The organism is Microcoleus sp. bin38.metabat.b11b12b14.051 (assembly GCF_013299165.1).
GTDB lineage: Bacteria > Cyanobacteriota > Cyanobacteriia > Cyanobacteriales > Microcoleaceae > Microcoleus.
Map to the genome: position 1 here is coordinate 70760 of NZ_JAAFKD010000007.1, position 17444 is coordinate 88203.

The following is a 17444-nucleotide window of genomic DNA, read 5'->3' on the forward strand; positions in this document are numbered from 1 at the left end:
TAGTCATTAGTCATCGGTCCTGCCGTCATCAGTCCTGCCGTCATCAGTCATCAGTCGGCTCTCTGTCGAGAGTCGAAAATGATAGCAAACCCATGATTCAAGACAAAAGATAACCCATAGATAATAAATAAGACAGCATTAATGGCTGGCGACAGCATGACATGAATGGACGAATTAATTATTGTTCGCCAATGACAACTGACAACTGACAACTGACAACTGACCAATGACAACTGACCAATGACAACTGACCAATTACTAATGACTAATTACTAATGACTAATAACTCAGAACAAATTAAAACTATATTTAATCGAATTGCACCAGTTTACAACCAAATGAATGACTGGTTGAGCTTGGGGCAGCACCGGATTTGGAAGCAAATGGCAGTGAAATGGAGCGGTGCCGCCCCCGGAAATACTTGCTTAGATTTGTGTTGCGGCAGTGGGGATATAGCATTGTTGCTGGCAAAACAAGCAGGGCCTACCGGTTGCGTATTTGGAGTGGATTTTTCCGCCGAACAATTGGCGGTTGCAGCTAAGCGCGATCGACCTTTTCTCACCCCTTCTAGTTCGATTTCTTGGGTAGAAGCTGACGCCCTAAACTTGCCTTTTGCCGATAATTACTTCGACTGCGCCACCATGGGTTACGGTTTACGCAACGTGACGGACATCCCCCGCAGTCTTCAGGAAGTGCACCGCGTACTCAAACCGGGCGCAACAGCCGCTATTCTCGACCTCCACCGCCCCAGCAATTCCCTGATGCGGAGCTTTCAAGAGTTTTATCTAGATACTCTTGTCGTTCCCGTGGCTCAGCAATTTGGCATGACTCAAGAATATGCCTACATTAATCCTAGTTTAGAAAAATTCCCGATCGGCAAAGAGCAAGTCGCGATCGCCCACCAAGCCGGATTTGCCACCGCCACCCACTATCCCATTGCTGGAGCTATGATGGGAGTATTGGTCATTAGTCATTAGTCATTGGGCATTGGGCATTGGGCATTGGGCATTGGGCATTGGGCATTGGTTATTAGAAAAATCACTAACAAGTAACCACTAACTATTACCCATTACCCAATTACCCTGTTTGGCCTGTTTGGCCAATACCCTGTTTGGCCTGTTTGCCCCATGCCCAATTCCCAATTCCCAATTCCCCAATTATTGATGAACCCGTCTGACATTTGGCTGTTGTTAGCCCCGCCTGTAGTGGGAGGAATTATTGGCTATTTCACTAACGATATAGCTATCAAAATGCTGTTCCGCCCCTATCGAGCCATTTATATCAAAGGGCGGCAGTTGCCTTTCACTCCCGGCTTGATCCCCCGGAACCAAGAGCGCTTGGCCAAGCGCATTTCCGACACAATTATGGGTTCGCTGCTGACACCTGAAGAACTGCAAAATCTGGCGCGGCGCCTCCTCCAAACCGAGCGGATGCAGTCGGTAATTCTCTGGCTGTTGCAGTTGGCGCTCGATCAGGTAAAAGCAGACACAGAGCAAAAAACTGCTAAAATTCTGGCTAATATTCTGCGAGATTTGCTGGGGGAATCGGTGCCGCGAATTCTCAAAGTTTTGGCGCGCCGGGAAGATTTTTTAGAAGCTCAGCTCAATCAAATTTTTGACCAAGTTTTGCTGGAAATTCAGTTAACAGAAGCTCAGGCTGGTCAGTTGGCTGATTGGCTGTTGCAGATAGTAATACCGCCGGAAGTGCTGCGACAGGCTCTGATTGACTTTTTGACCGATCGCAATATTTCGATTATCGATGAAGGGTTTCGAGAAAAAACCAGCGGCACGTATTGGGTAGTAGCAAATTTGTTTGGTTTGCGTAACACTTTAACTCGGCTGCGGACTTTTTGTCTCGATGACAGACAAGTCACAAATCAGCGGTTAGCAGAATTAACTGTTTCTTTGGGAATACGCGGGCGCCTTCAAGAATGGCTGCAAAACTTGTCGATGCAAAACTTACCGGTTTCGACGGTGAGACAGTTGCGAAAAACCATGCGCGACAGCGTTCGCACCTACGTTCAACAGCGCGGTACAGAGGTACTTGAGGGCTTGAGCAAATCTATTGACTGGGAAAATATTTCGCGGTTGCTGCTGAATCGATTGCAAACTTCATCGGTGATGAGTGCTTCCCTGGAAATTGTCAGCAAAGAATTGGCTTTGGTGTTGGATCGGTATCTGGAGCGCGATTTAGAAAGTATTGTAGCTCAGGCGATCCCGATTTTGAATATCGACCAGGTAATTGTCGATCGAGTCAAAGGCACTTCTCCCGAAGATTTAGAGCTCGCAATTCAAGGAATTGTCAAAAGCGAGTTGCAGGGAATTGTCAATTTAGGTGGAATTTTGGGCGTTTTTGTCGGCTGTTTGCAAACTGTGGTGCTTTTGCTCCAGCGGTGATTTATTTCGGCAGTTGTGACATATTGGTTGTACTCCCAACTTGCCGACAGTACCAAAAACCAGGTTTTTGGGCTGTATGTACCGCCTGATCCCGAGGATTTTTCCCAGAAACCCGATTTTTTTTGCCCTATCCTAATTTACTGATTGCTTAAATTTATGCCATTTCCCAATTCGGACGATCGCACCACCCCAAAAAACCCACGCAACCTCAGCCGCCAACAATACGAGCGTTTAACCGCAGAAATGGCCGCTCCCTACCGGCCTCTGCGACAGTTTGTTTACGTAGCTTGCGGTGCTTCGGGTTTTATTGGCGGCGTGGTTTTCTTGGCTAAAATTGCCTCGGGCCGCGAAATTGGCTCTGCTTTGCCCAATTTTGCCCTCCAAGTCGGAGTCGTCGCTCTGATGGTGTTCCTGTTTCGCCTGGAGCAGCGCGCCGCAGCCCGAGCCCCGAAGTCCAAGTAACAAAGCTTTACAAATTTACATAAAAAGATATCTCAGGCAAGGAAAAGTTATAATTATAAAGAAATTATTACGAAATCCTGGTTTGCCATCGATCCCTGTCATTATAAGTAAGTGGGTTGAACTGGGGTCAGCAAATTTAAAGACCCTAATCATAAACTGCCTGCTGTTCGTTCAATTGGGGTCAGCTTTCATAAAGACCCTAAACATATTAAATAAATTTAAGCCCTGCACCAGCCTTCATTTATAGAAGAGCTGGTGCAGGGCATTATGCTAGGAGCTGCACGTTACCAAATGTGTCAAAGTCTAAGTAGAAACAACAGATGTTGGGAGGCTTGACTGTGAACTTGTTATTCTTGAAAAGGCCGTGGACGTTATTTTTGGCAGCAACGGCGGGAATTGTATTTTATAGCAGTGCTGCGGTGGCTGCCGAAAAGGTGGTGCTCAAATACAGCGCGATCCGCGTGACTTTACCCGTCAGCGAATTAGAAATTTTTGCACAAACTGGGAAAATGTCGCCCGGATTAGAAATGCTGCTGTCCCAGGCTAAAAAAGACCCGGAAGCAATTCGCAGGAGTTTGACCAGACCGGTGAAAGTCAGTCAAAGGTTTGTGAATGAAACGCTCAACAGCAAGCTGGGAGAAATCATTCTCGATGAGGTGGGTCAGGTAATTCGCACTCCTTCTGTCCAAGCAAATCGAGAAGCGCTGCGCGAGGCTTTGGTACTATCTGCAACTAATGATAACGAGATTACTCTGCTGGAAGCGATGAAGAATTATCCGGCTGCTGAGGTTGATGTTGAGGGCGATCGCTTAGTTGAAGCTTACGGTAAACTTGTAGCTCTGTCTGAACAATTTGGTGGCGTTGCCGAACGGCTGCAAGACATTCTCAACAAGATTCGCGTGCCCAGATTGTAGGGCATTTTGTCGGGGATGGTTGATTTGTGCGATCGCCCGTGTGAATGTTTCTCAACCTGCATCAATGACGGCCCAGTCAGATTTTGTTTGTGAAAAATTTGCCGCATTTTAACTTGGCTGTCCCAGAAGTCTCGGGATAAATATTCGAGGTATGACAAAAAAAATCAAAAAATATCCGTATTTTTACCGATCGAAGTATTTAACTTAAAAAAATGCGGGTAAGTGTTTCTGTATCGCCCATAAACTGAAATAATATCGGGTGGACAATGCAGATTATCTGTCTTAAGATAGAGAAACGCTGTCAGAGTCGGGCAATTGCCCAAAAACGGCCCGTCATTAGTAAGCTCGTGCTAAGACAGATGCCCTTTACAACGTATTCCCCAAAACTCTTGACTTTCAAAAGTTGAAAACACAAGCGCCGAGAGACTGGATTAATGAACAGCACCTCAAATCGTTGACATAAAATCATACTGGTCAGGGTAGTACACTTTCACTCGCTCGACTCTATTAACTGGGTAACACTAGCAACATGAACAACAATCCTACTCGTTCAAAAGACCGTTTCTTGGTGTTCGGCGCTCCGGCGATCGAAGATGCTGAAATTCAAGAAGTGGTGTCAACCATGAAAACAGGTTGGTTGGGTACAGGCCCGAAAGTCATGACTTTTGAGAATGACTTCAAAGCTTATAAGGGTTCCGAGTATGCGATAGCAGTTAATTCCTGTACGGCGGCACTGCACTTGAGCATCCTCGCTGCTTCGTTAAAACCAGGAGATGAAGTCATTACTACTCCGATGACTTTTTGCGCTACAGTTAATGCGATCGTCCACGCCGGAGCAACACCGGTACTGGCAGATGTCGATCCGGTAACAATGAATATTGATCCGGCTCAAGTGGAAGCTAAAATAACTTCCAAAACTAAAGCAATTTTACCGGTTCACTTTGCGGGCCGTCCCTGCGATATGGATGCGCTGTGTTCGATGGCTAGCCGTCACAATTTGAAGTTAATTGAAGACTGCGCTCACGCGATCGAAACCGAGTACAAGGGAAAGAAAGCAGGCACATTTGGCGACTTCGGATGCTTCAGCTTTTATGTCACCAAAAACATCACTACAGGTGAAGGAGGCATGATTCTGGCTCGCGCTCAAGCAGACGCTGACAGGCTCAAAATTTTAGCGCTCCACGGTATGAGCAAAGATGCTTGGAAGCGCTTCGGTGACTCGGGCTACAAGCACTATCAAGTCGTGGAAGTCGGTTTTAAATACAATATGATGGATCTGCAAGCTGCGATCGGCATTCATCAACTCAAACAAGTCGCCCCCTATTGGCAGCGCCGGGAGCAAATTTGGCAGCGCTACAACGAAGCCTTTGCGGATCTCCCGATTACTTTGCCCGCCAACCCCGAACCTGATACAATTCACGGTTATCACCTGTACACCATTCTGGTAGATGAAGCCAAAACAGGCATCAGCCGCGATGAGTTTCTCAACGCTATCAATGCTGAAAATATCGGTGTGGGCGTACATTACATGAGTCTGGCCGAACATCCTGTGTACCAAGAAATGTTTGGATGGCAGCCCGAAGACTATCCGAATGCTCGCTACATCGGAATGCACACAATTAGTTTGCCAATTTCGGCAAAATTAACCGATGCAGATGTGGAAGATGTAATTGCTGGTGTTACAAAGTGTTTGGCGATCGGCAAAGCTAAAAATCCTGTTTTAGCAACCGCAGGCTAAAGTTTTCCATCAAGTCATCCCATTTTCTGTTTTCGCATTGAAGATTAAAGAATTGGGAATGACTTACTGGATAATCGTTTAGATATTCTCTACAGTTGCATCCTGTTTATAAACTGGTATCAACATTAAAATAACCCCTAACTGATTCGCTCGCGGCCAGCAGTTAGGGGTTATTTTAATCAATTTCACATCGCCTGTGCAACGTGATGAATTCAGCCTCGTCCAAACACATCCCAGGCATTTTCTGCCTGCACCCGCGAAGGGTTGTCTTAGTTATGGGCGAGATTTTGGATTGTAGTATTCAGAAGCCAGCCGTTGTTCAAACAACCACTGTTTGCTTTCAGGGGTATCATCCAGCCAGCGATCGATCAATTGGGCCCATTTGACAGGCAGGCGCAACTGATGCCAGGTTGAGTGAGAAGCCACAGAAATATTGTGGTAAAGCGCTGTGTCATCGATTAATTTTTCCATACATTCTGCTAAAGCCAGAGAGTTCCCAGCCTCAAAAATCATGGAGTTAACGCCGTGCTTCAAGTGGGTTTTAAACATCGGGTGATCCGAAGCTACTATCGGTGTTCTAGTACGCAAAGCGTGCTGAATAGTGAGGGGAAATCCTTCGGGATATTCGTGCCTGCTAGTAACTAAAACGAGATCGGATTCTCTCATTAAAGGTTCTAAAGTCTGAGTTGGCACCATTCCCAGAAATTGTACAGAATCTTTAATTTGTAACTCTTCTACTCGGCGCGCAAAAAACTTTTCTTCTCCTTTTCCTGCCATTTTTAACTCAACTGATATATGGCGCTCTTTTAATTTTGCTACTGCCTCTAAGATATCGCCAACTCCCTTACTTTCTACTAACAAACCAGCATAAAATAATTTCAAATTCTTGACATTTGGATGTATTTGTTTCGGTGCCAGAGAACCGGGATCGCTATCTAAAAGAAAGTCCCAAGGAATTATTTTATCCGGGTTGACTCCAATGTTTTTAAACAATAAAGATGAAGTAATTCCGTAAGTTCCCACCCATTCTATTTGCTTGTTATTCAACAACTTAGCGAGAAAGTAGTTGTTAAATTTATTGCGCCAAGTAGCGTTACCAATAGATTCTGCAAATACAGCGAGGGTTCTAATTTTACGTTTGATTGCCCACTTAAAAACATCTGGAATAATTGTCCGCATCACTAAATGAGTCGGATTTTGCTCGGCAATTAACTCGATCAATTTTTGGGAATCTATTTTGTCATTGAATCCGCAAGATATCGCCCGCACGCCGTTTTCTAGAACCTTATTTTCAAATTTTGGCGCTATGCAGCAAATAACCGTTACTGACTCCGATCGTTTTGCCATCTCGGTAACGGCATCAACAGAATATTTTTGAGCGTAGTAGTTTTCGCTTCCGCCTCCAGCTAAGCGCTCGAAAGCTTCGGCGTAATCGCCCGCATACTGAACTATGACTAAACGCATCTTCCTAAGCTCTGGTTGTATAGTATTAAATTAAGACATACAGTGCAAAACATTTGCAATCAGGTGGATTTGGACAGTTCGATCTACCGCCACTCCAGCACTGTTAATTTTATTTTGCATCTATCCTATTATATAGAGTTTAGACCGCAGACGCGTCAATATCTCGCGGTTGATTCGCTTTGTATTGGGGATTTGGAGCTGATTTTGAGTTAATTTTTCTGAGTGTCTGTTGCGGGTAGGATGCGGGAATTAATTGCTATTTAATAAGTAGAAATACTGTCCCCTGCAATTTGATGTAGGAAGTTGCGCTCTGCACTCACTTTCGCCACTCACTTAGCATATTGGAGGGGATGCCAGCAGAATTGGGCTGTAAAATTCACAAACCGTGACAATATTTGGTTTGAGGGCGCTCAGTAAGCCAAAGTTTCTAACGTTTCGCGCAGATAGGAGCGCACCTGCTGATCTATGGTGGCATTTTGCTGCTGATTCTCAAAATTGAGTTCGAGCTGCCAGCGTTGAAATCCTGAACTTGCGCCGATCGCCGATTTGAGACTGTCCCAGATTTCAGAATCTTCGCACAGCTCGATTGGCTCTGCCGCTTGAGGTTCTTGTGCGATCGGTAGATAATTCGCCATATTTTTATACCTCTGTTTTAATCCCCTGTAAGGATTGAAAGCTTACCTTGACACTTTCTATTATAGATTCTTCTTTCCAAATAGCCAATATAAATATCGAGAACCTGGGATTTAAAATTAAATATTAAGACTATTAATAATCTCAATCAGACCAGAAGCATTACCGATTTTTTTATTGCATACATATGTTCAAACTAAAGTAGCTTAAACTACAATTATCTAACTTTTAATTTTTTATTTCACTTTTCCACCGACTGCTCGGGTAGGGGTGTAGCACCGTTGGTGTCAGCAGGTTCTGGGCTGACAATACTCGTGGCTGACGAATTCTCCATCGGGAATGCAGGGTTAATTGACTCCACCGATGCAGGCTCCGCAGCAGTTGTCTTCTCGGCTGCGAAAGCTGGCAAAAGTCGATCGACTAGCCAAGGTGCGATCGTAAAATCATGCCGAATTTTGTCTAAAGCATAAGGCTTGGTAGCTGCAAATTCCGATTCCGGCGTTAGCAAAACAGCCACGACACTAGCAGACACCTGCAAAAACAAATTACTAGCTAAAAAAGCAGAAGTTGCCAACAACAATCCAGCCCACCGCCAAGAAGGAGGAAACGGAGCCACCCCAGCAGCGAGAGGAGCAAATCGATATAGCTGCCACAAAATTACTGCCAACAAAACAGGAATAAAAAGAGCGATTCCTTGATTTAATTTAGTTTTAAACCGACTCATAATCTGCTGCTGCACAGAAGTTAAATTCTGCGGTTTCAGCGCCACAACTAAAATACTAAAAATGTAAAAAGGGCGGAACCACTGCATCCACAGCACAGGAGCAATACCTGCTACAGCCACTAAAAACACTTCTAACCAGACAGGGAGCATGGGAGAACCCACAGCGAGTCCCAGCAAGCACAATCCGAGGAAAATCGGCAATGCAGCCGCTCCAGAAAGGTGAATCCACAAGAAAGGCTCTGACCAAAAAGAACGCACTTTAATTAATGATTAGTTTTGAATTAGGAGTTTTGAATTTTGAATATTGAGATTTTTGGATGCACTCTTGACCCATAAACCGGATGCGAGGAGTAAATATTTAGCTGTAAAACCAAAGACTTACGAGCAGAAAATTGGGTTTCTTTCGGTAATTCTTATTGGAGCGAGCAAATTTTAAATTTTAAGCAAAGGTAAAGACGATTAGGAAGTTCATTCTGCTTTCCTGTCAACTGTCAACTGCTTTCCTGTCAACTGTCAACTGTCAACTGCTTTCCTGTCAACTGTCAACTGTCAACTGTCAACTGTCAACTGTCAACTATCAACTGTCAACTGTCAACTGTCAACTGCTTTCCTGCCAAATGTCGGAGTATTGAGTGAAGAGAATAGTGTCGGGCGATCGGCATTTTAGTTACCTGCCACTCAAAAATTCTCTTCCAACTCAACACTCACAACTCAAAACTATTGAGATAACGTGCGACGCTTAGTAACCATACGGTAGGCTTCAATAATATCGCCATCCGCCCAGTCGCTAAACCCGCTCAAGGAAATACCGCATTCAAAGCCAGTATTGACTTCCTTGGCATCTTCCTTCATCCGTTTGAGGGAGTCGAGGACACCTTCGTAAACTACATTGTTACCCCGGCGCACCCGCACCTTACAGTTACGGATGACTTTGCCAGAGAGTACCATACATCCAGCGACAGCCCCACGACCGATCGCGAAGACAGCACGCACTTCCACCTGACCCAGAGGTTCTTCCACCAGTTCGGGTTCCAGCAGACCTTCCATCGCCCCTTGAATATCATCCAAGAGATTGTAGATAATGCTGTATTCCCGCACGTCTACGCCCGCTTGGTCGGCCGCTTGGCGAGCGCCGCTGGCGAGAGTAGTATTGAACCCGATAATCACAGCATTACTTGCTGCAGCCAGGTCAATATCCGTTTCTGTGATTTCCCCTGGAGCAGATAGCAGCAGTCGGAGTTGAACTTCTTTTTGAGGAAGTTGAGTTAGAGCGCCGACAATTGCTTCGAGGGAGCCTTGGACATCTGCCTTCAAGATCAAGTTGAGTTCCTTAAGAACGCCTTCCTTAGCTTGTTGAGAGAAGCCACTGAGGCTGATCCGACCGCCTTGCAGCAGACGGGAATCTCGTTGAGATGTAGCTCTTCCATCGGCGATCGCCGCTGCTTCTTTTTCGTTTGCGAAGACATCAAACTCATCTCCGGCGCGAGGAACTTCCCGCAAGCCGAGCACTTCCACCGCGAAGGATGGAGTTGCTTGCTCTACGCGATCGCCGCGATCGTCGATCATTGCCCGCACCTTACCCAGAGCCGAGCCTGCGACCACAATATCGCCCACTCGCAGAGTACCGTTTTGCACCAACAGAGTTGCTACAGGGCCTCTTGCCTTGTCGAGGTGAGCTTCAATCACAGTACCCTTAGCAGGTCGGTTCGGGTTAGCGTTGAGGTCTTCCATTTCCGCGACTGTCAGAATCATTTCCAACAGCGTATCCAGGTTTTCGCCTCTGATAGCGCTGACGGGAACCATCGTGATATCGCCGCCCCAGTCATCTGCAACCAAGCCGTACTCAGTGAGTTCTTGCTTCACCCGTTCCGGCTGAGCACCCTCCTTGTCAACTTTATTAATAGCCACGACAATTGGCACTTTCGCCGCTTTCGCGTGACTGATAGCTTCAATTGTCTGAGGTCGCACGCCGTCGTCCGCCGCCACCACCAAGATGGCGATGTCCGTAACCCGCGTTCCCCGAGCCCGCATTGCTGTGAAGGCTTCGTGACCAGGCGTATCCAAAAATACCACCTGCTGGCTCTTGCCTTCGTGTACCACATCCACGTGGTAAGCGCCGATATGCTGGGTAATCCCCCCAGCTTCTCCTTGAGCGACCTTGGTTTTGCGGATCGAGTCGAGCAAAGTAGTTTTGCCGTGATCCACGTGGCCCATAATCGTTACCACTGGCGGACGGCGCTGGAGGTATTCCATATCTGCTTCGTCCAGCATCTCGATCACTTTGATCGCTGGAGCTACTTTTTCTGGGGTTTCTACCTCTACGCCCATTTCTTCGGCTACCATTCTCACCGCTGGAATGTCCAGGGTTTCGGTAATGTTGACCGCAATACCTTTAGAGAACAACCGTTTAATAATTTCGGTTTCGGGAACCGCCAAAGTAACTGCTAATTCTTGAACTGTCATCGGTCTGCTCAGCAGCAGCTTTTCAGGACGTTCTACCTTAGCTTCCGCTGTTTTGCCCCGGTTGCCACGTCCGCCTGAAGAACTAGAAGAACTTTTATCGTGAGAAGGGCCCGGTCTCTTATTTTTGCCACTGCTTCCAGGTGCGCCCGGAGTTGGTGTTGACTTTGGTGGTGCTTGTGTCTTCGCTTTCGCAGGGCGAGCTAGAGATAGGCTTACCGTCACTGGTGCTGGCAGATCCAAGCCGTTTTCTAAGTCATCGTCATCCTCGTCAATTGGTTTGAGGCGAGAACGTGCCTGCTTGACCTTTTTGGCAGCTTTAGCAGCATCTGAGTTTTCGTCATCATCTTCTTCCCAAATGACCTGGGTCTTTTTGGCTGGACGAGGTAGTGTCGGCTTAGGAAGCAGAAGAGTATCCAGCAAAGGCGTATCGTCTCCGTCCTCGTCTGCGTCGTCTCCGGTGGATGCGGTGTCGCCACCCCGACTACGCAGCCCGGCGGCTGATGTTGCGGGAGCAAGGCTCCGGCGCGGGCCCTGCTGGGGTCGATCGGCAAGTGCTGTTTTTACTGGGCCGCCAGCGCCTTCCCGGCGCGGTCTTTGCGCGTCGCGAGCTTCCGTACCTCCCGGTGCGGGTCTGCTGGGGCGGCTCGGTTTGGCCGGCGCTTCCTGAGTTTCTGTTTGTTCTGATTGCTCTTGCTCGGTTCTGGCTAGTTTCAGTACCGGTTTGTTTCCCTGAGTTTGTGGGTTGCGGTTAGCCGACTCGGATGCTGGTCTAACTGGAGGCGACGTGAGTTTTGCCGACGGGCCCGGAGGTGCTGGCTGCGGGCGTTGGGTGCGTTCCGGAGCCTTTTCCGAGGGTGCCGAGGGTGCCGCAGGTGCCGAGGGTGCCGCAGGTGCTTGAGCCTCGGCGGTTGTTTCCGCTGGGGCGATCGCACCTACAGTTTCCGAGACTTTTTCCGACACTGTTTCTGGGGCTGCCCCAGAGCCAGCGACAGTTGGCTTTGACAGTACAGGTCGATTGATATTCGGTTTAGCTGGAGGCTGGAGTTGTTGAGTTGCGGGCGATTTGGGAGGAGTTGCCACGGTTGCCCCTGGCTGGTTTTTGTTTTCCTCGCTGCCCGCTGCCCCAGAGGAGGCACCAGCCGGCCGTACTTTTGGACTGCGTATTTCTAAAATTTGCTGCTTTTTTTGTTGGTCGTTAGGGTGAGGGCCAGATTCTCTCGATGGCGCTGCTGCTCTTTCAGGGGGAGCTGGCTTGCCGGGGGAAGAGTGGCTGGCTACGTATTTTTCCGCTGTTTTGCGAATGCGTTCTGCTTCTGATTCTGTAATTGTGCTGCTGTGGCTCTTGACTGAAATATTGAGCCGCTCGCAAACTGCCAAGATGTCTTTATTATCCAAATTTAGTTCCCGTGATAATTCGTAAATTCTTACTTTGCCGTTGTTCATCCACTCTGCCCTCTTTTGTGCCAACCAGTTTTTACATTTTGATTTTTTGTTCTAATGACGACATCATTCGCTGTGATTGATTCAGTGTCAGGAATCGGGGTTTTGGTACTCGCTCAGCAATTTTATCTAAAAGATACAACTTTTCGCTGAAGTCTGCGGTTGCAGAATTCTCAAGTTTGTTTGGGAGCCGGACAACTCTCTAGTCTGAATTTTGGCAACTGCCACTTTCTCAACCTTTAAAGTTTGTCTTTCCACCTTGAGGATACCTCTGCTAGTACCCTACCCTTATCTAATCTGACACAAATCTTTCCAGACTGGTGGGCTGATCGGATCGGGGTTTGAGAGCTGGCGCTACCAATAATTACTGGTAGGGGTGCCCGCGAGGGTTTATACAGTTGAGACCGAACTCTTGTCGGTTTGGTGTCCGATCGATCCCGAGTCAGATGTACAGTCAGATGTGGCTAAACGCTGCCAAAGTGTTTGGTAGAGTTCGTCAGACACAGGTGCTTTGAGCGATCGCCCAAGTCGATTTTTTTTCTGAGCTGCTTTGAGGCATTGACTCTCCCGACAGAGGTAAACGGAACGACCGAGACCACGATCTAATTGTACCTGATGAGAAGGATAGACCCTGACTACTCGCCAAAAAGCTTCCTTAGGAGCTATTTTTCGACAACTTGCACAGCACCGGTAGTTCGGTTTCATCGGAGTGATAGGGACAGTAGGGGGGAGGGTGCGAGGGGAGACAAGTCCTCCTTGTCTTCCACTCAAGAAAATTTTGTCAATGTCCCAGTTTCTAGACTAATTTCTAGACTGGGGCTTCGGTTTCGTCGGCGGCGGCCTCCTCTTTGGGATCGTCTTCTGCGATTTCCTCGTCGCCATCGTAGCCGAATGCTTCGTCTGCGTAGCCGTCATCGCCTCCTAGTTCTTCGAGCCTGGTTGCTTCTGCTGCCAGTTTACTGTCTTCGGCGTCGCGATCGTACTTAGCAATATCTTTGATATCGATTTTCCAACCGGTCAGGCGGGCTGCGAGGCGGACGTTCTGACCTTCTTTACCAATGGCAAGACTCAGTTGGTCTTCCGCGACTAGGATGTGAGCGCGCCTGCCTTCTGGGGCCACCAAACGCACTTCGTCTACTCTAGCAGGACTCAGAGCGTTAGCAATATAGGTTGCAGGGTCTGGTGACCAGCGGATCACGTCTATTTTTTCGCCGCGCAATTCGTTAACTACTACCTGAATCCGCGATCCCCGCGCTCCGATGCAGGCTCCTACGGGGTCTACGTCGCGATCGAGAGTATCAACTGCTATTTTAGTCCGGGGGCCGACGTGGCGGGAGGGCGGATTTGCCTCCCTAGCTACGGCGACAATCCTCACCACCCCGTCTTCTATTTCTGGTACTTCGTTAGCAAACAGGTACACCACCAAACCTGCATCTGCTCTAGAAACAAGTAACTGCGGCCCTCTAGTAGAGCCTTCGCCTACTTTTTTGAGATAAACCTTGAATGTAGCGTTGGCACGATAATTGTCGTTAGGCAACTGTTCGCGCTTGGGGAGTTCGGCATCTACTTCGGGCTGACCGAAGCTGCTAGTAACTGCTAAAATCACCGACTGCCTTTCAAACCTGAGCACTCTTGCCTGAAGCACAGTTTCTTCTAAATCTTTGAACTCTTCTTGAATCATTTTGCGCTGTTGGTCGCGCAGTTTTTGAGCTAGGACTTGTTTTGTTTGGATCGCAGCCATGCGACCAAATTCTTTTTGATTTGGCGTTACATCTACGAGCACGATGCTCCCAGGTTGAGCTTCCGTGGCTACTTCTTGCACTTCCGAAAGCGATATTTCGTGATCGGGGTTTGTGACTTCTTCGACAATAGTTTTGTTTGCCAAAACGCGAAAACCTTCTTGTTCTGCGTCGAGTTCTACATCAAAATTGTCGAAGTATTCTTCGCTGAAATGGTCTAGTTTTTGGGTGCGACGGTAGCGTTCGTATCCTTTGAGCAGGGCTTCTCGCAAGGCTGCTTGGACGGCGTGTTTGGGTAAATTTCGCTCTTTGCTAATACCTTCGACCATTTCTTTTAGTCCGGGCAGGGGAACCATTGACATATAAAACACTCCTTTTTTGCTTTGACAATACGTAATTGGTAATCGGTAATTTTTGAGAAAAAGTGGTGGCTGATGATTGATGAGTTACAAAGATAGAATTAGGGAAGCTGGCTGCTGTAACACTTTATTGGTTGTTCCAATTAAACCCCGCAGCTAAAGATGTGAGCCTTAAAAATTAACTCGCAGCGAAGCATTTTCAGCTTACTGCGAGGCAATCTCAAAACTCAAATCTCTCGGCCGGACATGGGCACCACCCCTACAACTCTCAACTCACAATTAAAAATTTCCCTTAACTACTCCTTACCTTCGTCTAGTTCAACTTTGACAATCAGAGGGCGGGAAATTTTAATCGATCGCCCTTTTTGATTGAGATAAACCGTTGTTTCATCCCTGCCCACAAGTAGTCCTTTCCACTCTTTGATTCGCGAGTCGGGTTCGGTGGCTTTGACTGTGACGGGGAAACCTTTAAAAGTAATGAATTCTCGATCGCTGCTAAGCAATCGGGATATTCCGGGACTGGAAATCTCTAGCACGTAGGCGTCGGGGATGATTTCGGATGCGTCTAACTCGGCTTCCAGGGCTGTGCTCATCCGCTCGCAGTCAGCTAAACCGGTGTCTTGCTGGAGGTTGCGGATGTCTACCCGCAAGACGGGAGGATTTTGGTTGGTGTGAAACACTGCTCCCACTACTTCCAATCCCAGTGTTTCCGCAACGGGGGTAGCTAAGTCAATGATTTGTGGGATTAGGGGGTGAGTCATATCGAATACTTAAGTTAACACTCCTGAACTCGGACATGGGTCAGGAAAAATCAGGTGTTGAGATTGCTTTGCTTTGACCCCGCCAAACAACGGAGACAACCCCCCGACGCCAGGAGTGAGCAGCCCAAAATTTTAGACTAAAGTTCCTGCTCCCAGATTCATCTGTGGAGTAAATCTCAAATCGAAAATGGAAAATCGACTGACCTGGTTTTTGACCCCAAGATATGAGGGTATAAACCCTCAAATTGATTTGTGGAATGGAGAAAAAGAGGTCAGATTTTCAAGCCCGAGGATGAGCTTGTGGGGTTTAAATTCTACCTTCTAGTTTCTGCTTTCTAGCCGGCGGATGACTTGGTGGCGTCGCCCGCGGCTGTTTGTCTTCTACTTGCGGGTGTGATGCCCCAAGCTGTTTGGCTGCAACTTATGCAACAAAAAAAGTGGGCTTGACCCACTCCTAGGTGAAACAGTTTCTTCCAAGAAGTTTCAGGGCTACTTCCGATCGAAGTTGACCTCAGTTCTCAGTTTAGCTCGATCGCCCGCCCTGTGACAAACCGATCGCGCTAGCGGAGTGTGCCACAGGGGGAGAGGGGAGAGCGAGAGGCGAGAGGGATAGAGAGGGATAGAGAGGGGGAGAGGCGAGAGTGGCAAAAAGATTCTATCTGGCTCATGACAAATGACAAATGACAAATGACAAATGACTTCTTGCCCCAACATCCGTTAGCTTAATGGGGGGCTATGCCTTGCAGTTGTTTAGCTTGTTCTAAAATTTTCTCGAAGTCTTCTTCGCTCAACCGCTGGATGTAGTTGATTTTGAACTCTTCTAGGAAGTCGCACAGCAGCAGTTGTATTTCTTGCCAAGTTTGCTGCTGTTGCAGTTCGGTTCCTAAAGCTTGCCCGAAATGTTGGACTAGCTGGCTGGAGAGTTTGTTACCTACGGGGTCTTCGCTGGCGATTTTAAAGGCTTCGTAGGCATCTTGGGGGCCGAGGGTGACTAATTTGGAGAGTTCTGCAACTAATTGCTGTCCTAGTTGTGCGGGCAGGTTTCCCAGTCCGGGTACTTGCTTCCATCCTTGATATACAGGGGATTGTTTGAGAAATAATTCTATATTGTAGCGGAGCAGGGCTTCTAGGTCTGGCTGGAGTTGGGGCAGGACTTTGTAGACGGTGATTTGGACTAGACGGGTGGCGATCGCTTCTATTTCATTGATATTGTTGATGTCTAGATAGCGTTGTTTTTGGGATTGAAATAGTTGACGGGCGAGTTCGCCTGTGGTAATAGATTTTTGCATCTGGTTGATGAGTTGAATTACTACTACTTCGGTTAATTCTTGAGCGAAGTTGGCGACGAAACCCCGGCTGATTTGGGTGCGTATGGGTTGAAGGTCGGGCATTTTGGCTTGGTGGATGCGAATTGTCACGGGCAATAGTCGCAACAAGCGCCATCCGGGGAGGAACAGAAATATGTCGTACCACCGCCAGAGCATGGCCGATCGCCAAGTGACGCTGCGGTGGCGGCGGCTGATGAAGTAGGTGCGGGCTAGAAATTCGATCGCGAATATGGCCATAAACGGCAGGTCGATTTGCCAGAAGTTGTCTATAAATTCGCCGTTTTCTCCCATCGTGCGGTAATAGTTGATGGCGATTAACGGCTTGATTTTGGTGTCAAACCACTTAATTTCTGGTTGCCAGCCTTGTTTGTTTAAATACTCAGGGCTCCAGAATGTTTGGAATGATTGTTTGGCGGAGTCTTGGGGATTCGGGACGCGATCGCGCATCCTGTCTTTAATTTTTTCTAAGGTGCCGCTTTTGGATGCTACTCGGAAAGGATCTTCGTCGATCATTTTCGCGGTCACATTGTTTATTTCCTGCAATTTGGCTGCTACTTGGGGAGAGCCTAAGCCTGTTTGCACTACTTGATTTTTTAATTCTTGTAAGGTTTCTAGATATTTCTGGGTGTCTCGGTGGGGTTTAATTCCTTTAAGCGGGTCGTATATTTTGGTAATAGCTGGCAGTTGCCGGAAGTAGAAATCTCGCCAGGGGATGTAACTGATGTCAAATAATACTAGACTTAAATTTCCGAGGGCGACCAGTGCCACGAACCGCTCGAACCATTGGACTTTGACTGATTCTTTGCGGGTGGGGGAAGTTTTAGATGGCTGTAGTTTTGGTGTCACTGGCAGTTCCTAATTAAGTATACCGAACGCAATAAATGTAAATGCTAATAGCTGCTATCGGCAACAGGCAAAACTGGCTAATTTTATCGCTGCGCTCTGGTTGCTCGCCCCTAGCTTGCTAGTATTTATTTTAACTCCAGTTTGTACGCAGTTTTGGATGGTTCATTTGGTCGCTAG

The 17444-nt window shown here is 47.5% G+C and carries 13 protein-coding genes; 5 read left to right on the forward strand and 8 right to left on the reverse strand.

Going from position 1 to position 17444, the window contains the following annotated elements; genetic code table 11:
• Positions 1-275: 275 nt before the first annotated feature.
• The 5 genes from ubiE to QZW47_RS10015 all read left to right on the forward strand — a co-directional run bounded on the left by ubiE (position 276) and on the right by QZW47_RS10015 (position 5510).
• The gene (gene ubiE, locus QZW47_RS09995) at positions 276-977 is read left to right on the forward strand and encodes a bifunctional demethylmenaquinone methyltransferase/2-methoxy-6-polyprenyl-1,4-benzoquinol methylase UbiE (protein WP_293126629.1); all 702 of its coding nucleotides are present in this window, start codon (positions 276-278) and stop codon (positions 975-977) included.
• 186 nt (positions 978-1163) lie between these two features.
• Positions 1164-2396 (forward strand): DUF445 family protein, encoded by a 1233-nt coding sequence (locus QZW47_RS10000; protein ID WP_293126923.1) that lies wholly within the window; start codon positions 1164-1166, stop codon positions 2394-2396.
• Positions 2397-2552: 156 nt separating this feature from the next.
• Positions 2553-2858 (forward strand): DUF3493 domain-containing protein, encoded by a 306-nt coding sequence (locus QZW47_RS10005; RefSeq protein ID WP_293126631.1) that lies wholly within the window; start codon positions 2553-2555, stop codon positions 2856-2858.
• A 338-nt stretch (positions 2859-3196) separates the two neighbouring features.
• Positions 3197-3772, forward strand: coding sequence for an alpha/beta hydrolase (locus tag QZW47_RS10010; RefSeq protein WP_293126633.1), 576 nt, complete (start codon positions 3197-3199; stop codon positions 3770-3772).
• 529 nt (positions 3773-4301) lie between these two features.
• Complete coding sequence (locus QZW47_RS10015) at positions 4302-5510, forward strand: DegT/DnrJ/EryC1/StrS aminotransferase family protein (protein ID WP_293126635.1); 1209 nt, start codon at positions 4302-4304, stop codon at positions 5508-5510.
• A gap of 273 nt (positions 5511-5783) precedes the next feature.
• On the opposite strand, the gene QZW47_RS10020 is transcribed toward QZW47_RS10015, so the two are convergent.
• The 8 genes from QZW47_RS10020 to QZW47_RS10055 all read right to left on the reverse strand — a co-directional run bounded on the left by QZW47_RS10020 (position 5784) and on the right by QZW47_RS10055 (position 17189).
• Positions 5784-6974, reverse strand: a complete 1191-nt coding sequence (locus tag QZW47_RS10020; protein ID WP_293126637.1) for a glycosyltransferase family 4 protein — start codon at positions 6972-6974, stop codon at positions 5784-5786.
• 410 nt (positions 6975-7384) lie between these two features.
• Positions 7385-7609 (reverse strand): hypothetical protein, encoded by a 225-nt coding sequence (locus QZW47_RS10025; RefSeq protein ID WP_293126639.1) that lies wholly within the window; start codon positions 7607-7609, stop codon positions 7385-7387.
• A 239-nt stretch (positions 7610-7848) separates the two neighbouring features.
• Positions 7849-8589, reverse strand: coding sequence for a low-complexity tail membrane protein (locus QZW47_RS10030; RefSeq protein ID WP_293126641.1), 741 nt, complete (start codon positions 8587-8589; stop codon positions 7849-7851).
• Positions 8590-9048: 459 nt separating this feature from the next.
• Positions 9049-12237, reverse strand: a complete 3189-nt coding sequence (infB, locus tag QZW47_RS10035; RefSeq protein WP_293126643.1) for a translation initiation factor IF-2 — start codon at positions 12235-12237, stop codon at positions 9049-9051.
• 387 nt (positions 12238-12624) lie between these two features.
• The gene (locus QZW47_RS10040; RefSeq protein WP_293126645.1) at positions 12625-12939 is read right to left on the reverse strand and encodes a YlxR family protein; all 315 of its coding nucleotides are present in this window, start codon (positions 12937-12939) and stop codon (positions 12625-12627) included.
• A 103-nt stretch (positions 12940-13042) separates the two neighbouring features.
• Positions 13043-14335, reverse strand: a complete 1293-nt coding sequence (nusA, locus tag QZW47_RS10045; protein WP_293126647.1) for a transcription termination factor NusA — start codon at positions 14333-14335, stop codon at positions 13043-13045.
• A 293-nt stretch (positions 14336-14628) separates the two neighbouring features.
• A complete protein-coding gene (gene rimP, locus QZW47_RS10050) occupies positions 14629-15093 on the reverse strand; it encodes a ribosome maturation factor RimP (RefSeq protein ID WP_293126649.1) in 465 nt (154 codons plus the stop codon).
• Positions 15094-15815: 722 nt separating this feature from the next.
• The gene (locus tag QZW47_RS10055; protein ID WP_293126925.1) at positions 15816-17189 is read right to left on the reverse strand and encodes a hypothetical protein; all 1374 of its coding nucleotides are present in this window, start codon (positions 17187-17189) and stop codon (positions 15816-15818) included.
• Between the last annotated feature and the right edge of the window lie 255 nt (positions 17190-17444).

What these genes read in the sequence shown, in the direction of transcription:
- ubiE (WP_293126629.1), top strand. Translation starts at nt 276, where the DNA reads ATGACTAATAACTCAGAACAAATTAAAACTATATTTAATCGAATTGCA.
- QZW47_RS10000 (WP_293126923.1), top strand. Translation starts at nt 1,164, where the DNA reads ATGAACCCGTCTGACATTTGGCTGTTGTTAGCCCCGCCTGTAGTGGGA.
- QZW47_RS10005 (WP_293126631.1), top strand. Translation starts at nt 2,553, where the DNA reads ATGCCATTTCCCAATTCGGACGATCGCACCACCCCAAAAAACCCACGC.
- QZW47_RS10015 (WP_293126635.1), top strand. Translation starts at nt 4,302, where the DNA reads ATGAACAACAATCCTACTCGTTCAAAAGACCGTTTCTTGGTGTTCGGC.
- QZW47_RS10020 (WP_293126637.1), bottom strand. Translation starts at nt 6,974, where the DNA reads ATGCGTTTAGTCATAGTTCAGTATGCGGGCGATTACGCCGAAGCTTTC.
- QZW47_RS10025 (WP_293126639.1), bottom strand. Translation starts at nt 7,609, where the DNA reads ATGGCGAATTATCTACCGATCGCACAAGAACCTCAAGCGGCAGAGCCA.
- infB (WP_293126643.1), bottom strand. Translation starts at nt 12,237, where the DNA reads ATGAACAACGGCAAAGTAAGAATTTACGAATTATCACGGGAACTAAAT.
- QZW47_RS10040 (WP_293126645.1), bottom strand. Translation starts at nt 12,939, where the DNA reads ATGAAACCGAACTACCGGTGCTGTGCAAGTTGTCGAAAAATAGCTCCT.
- nusA (WP_293126647.1), bottom strand. Translation starts at nt 14,335, where the DNA reads ATGTCAATGGTTCCCCTGCCCGGACTAAAAGAAATGGTCGAAGGTATT.
- rimP (WP_293126649.1), bottom strand. Translation starts at nt 15,093, where the DNA reads ATGACTCACCCCCTAATCCCACAAATCATTGACTTAGCTACCCCCGTT.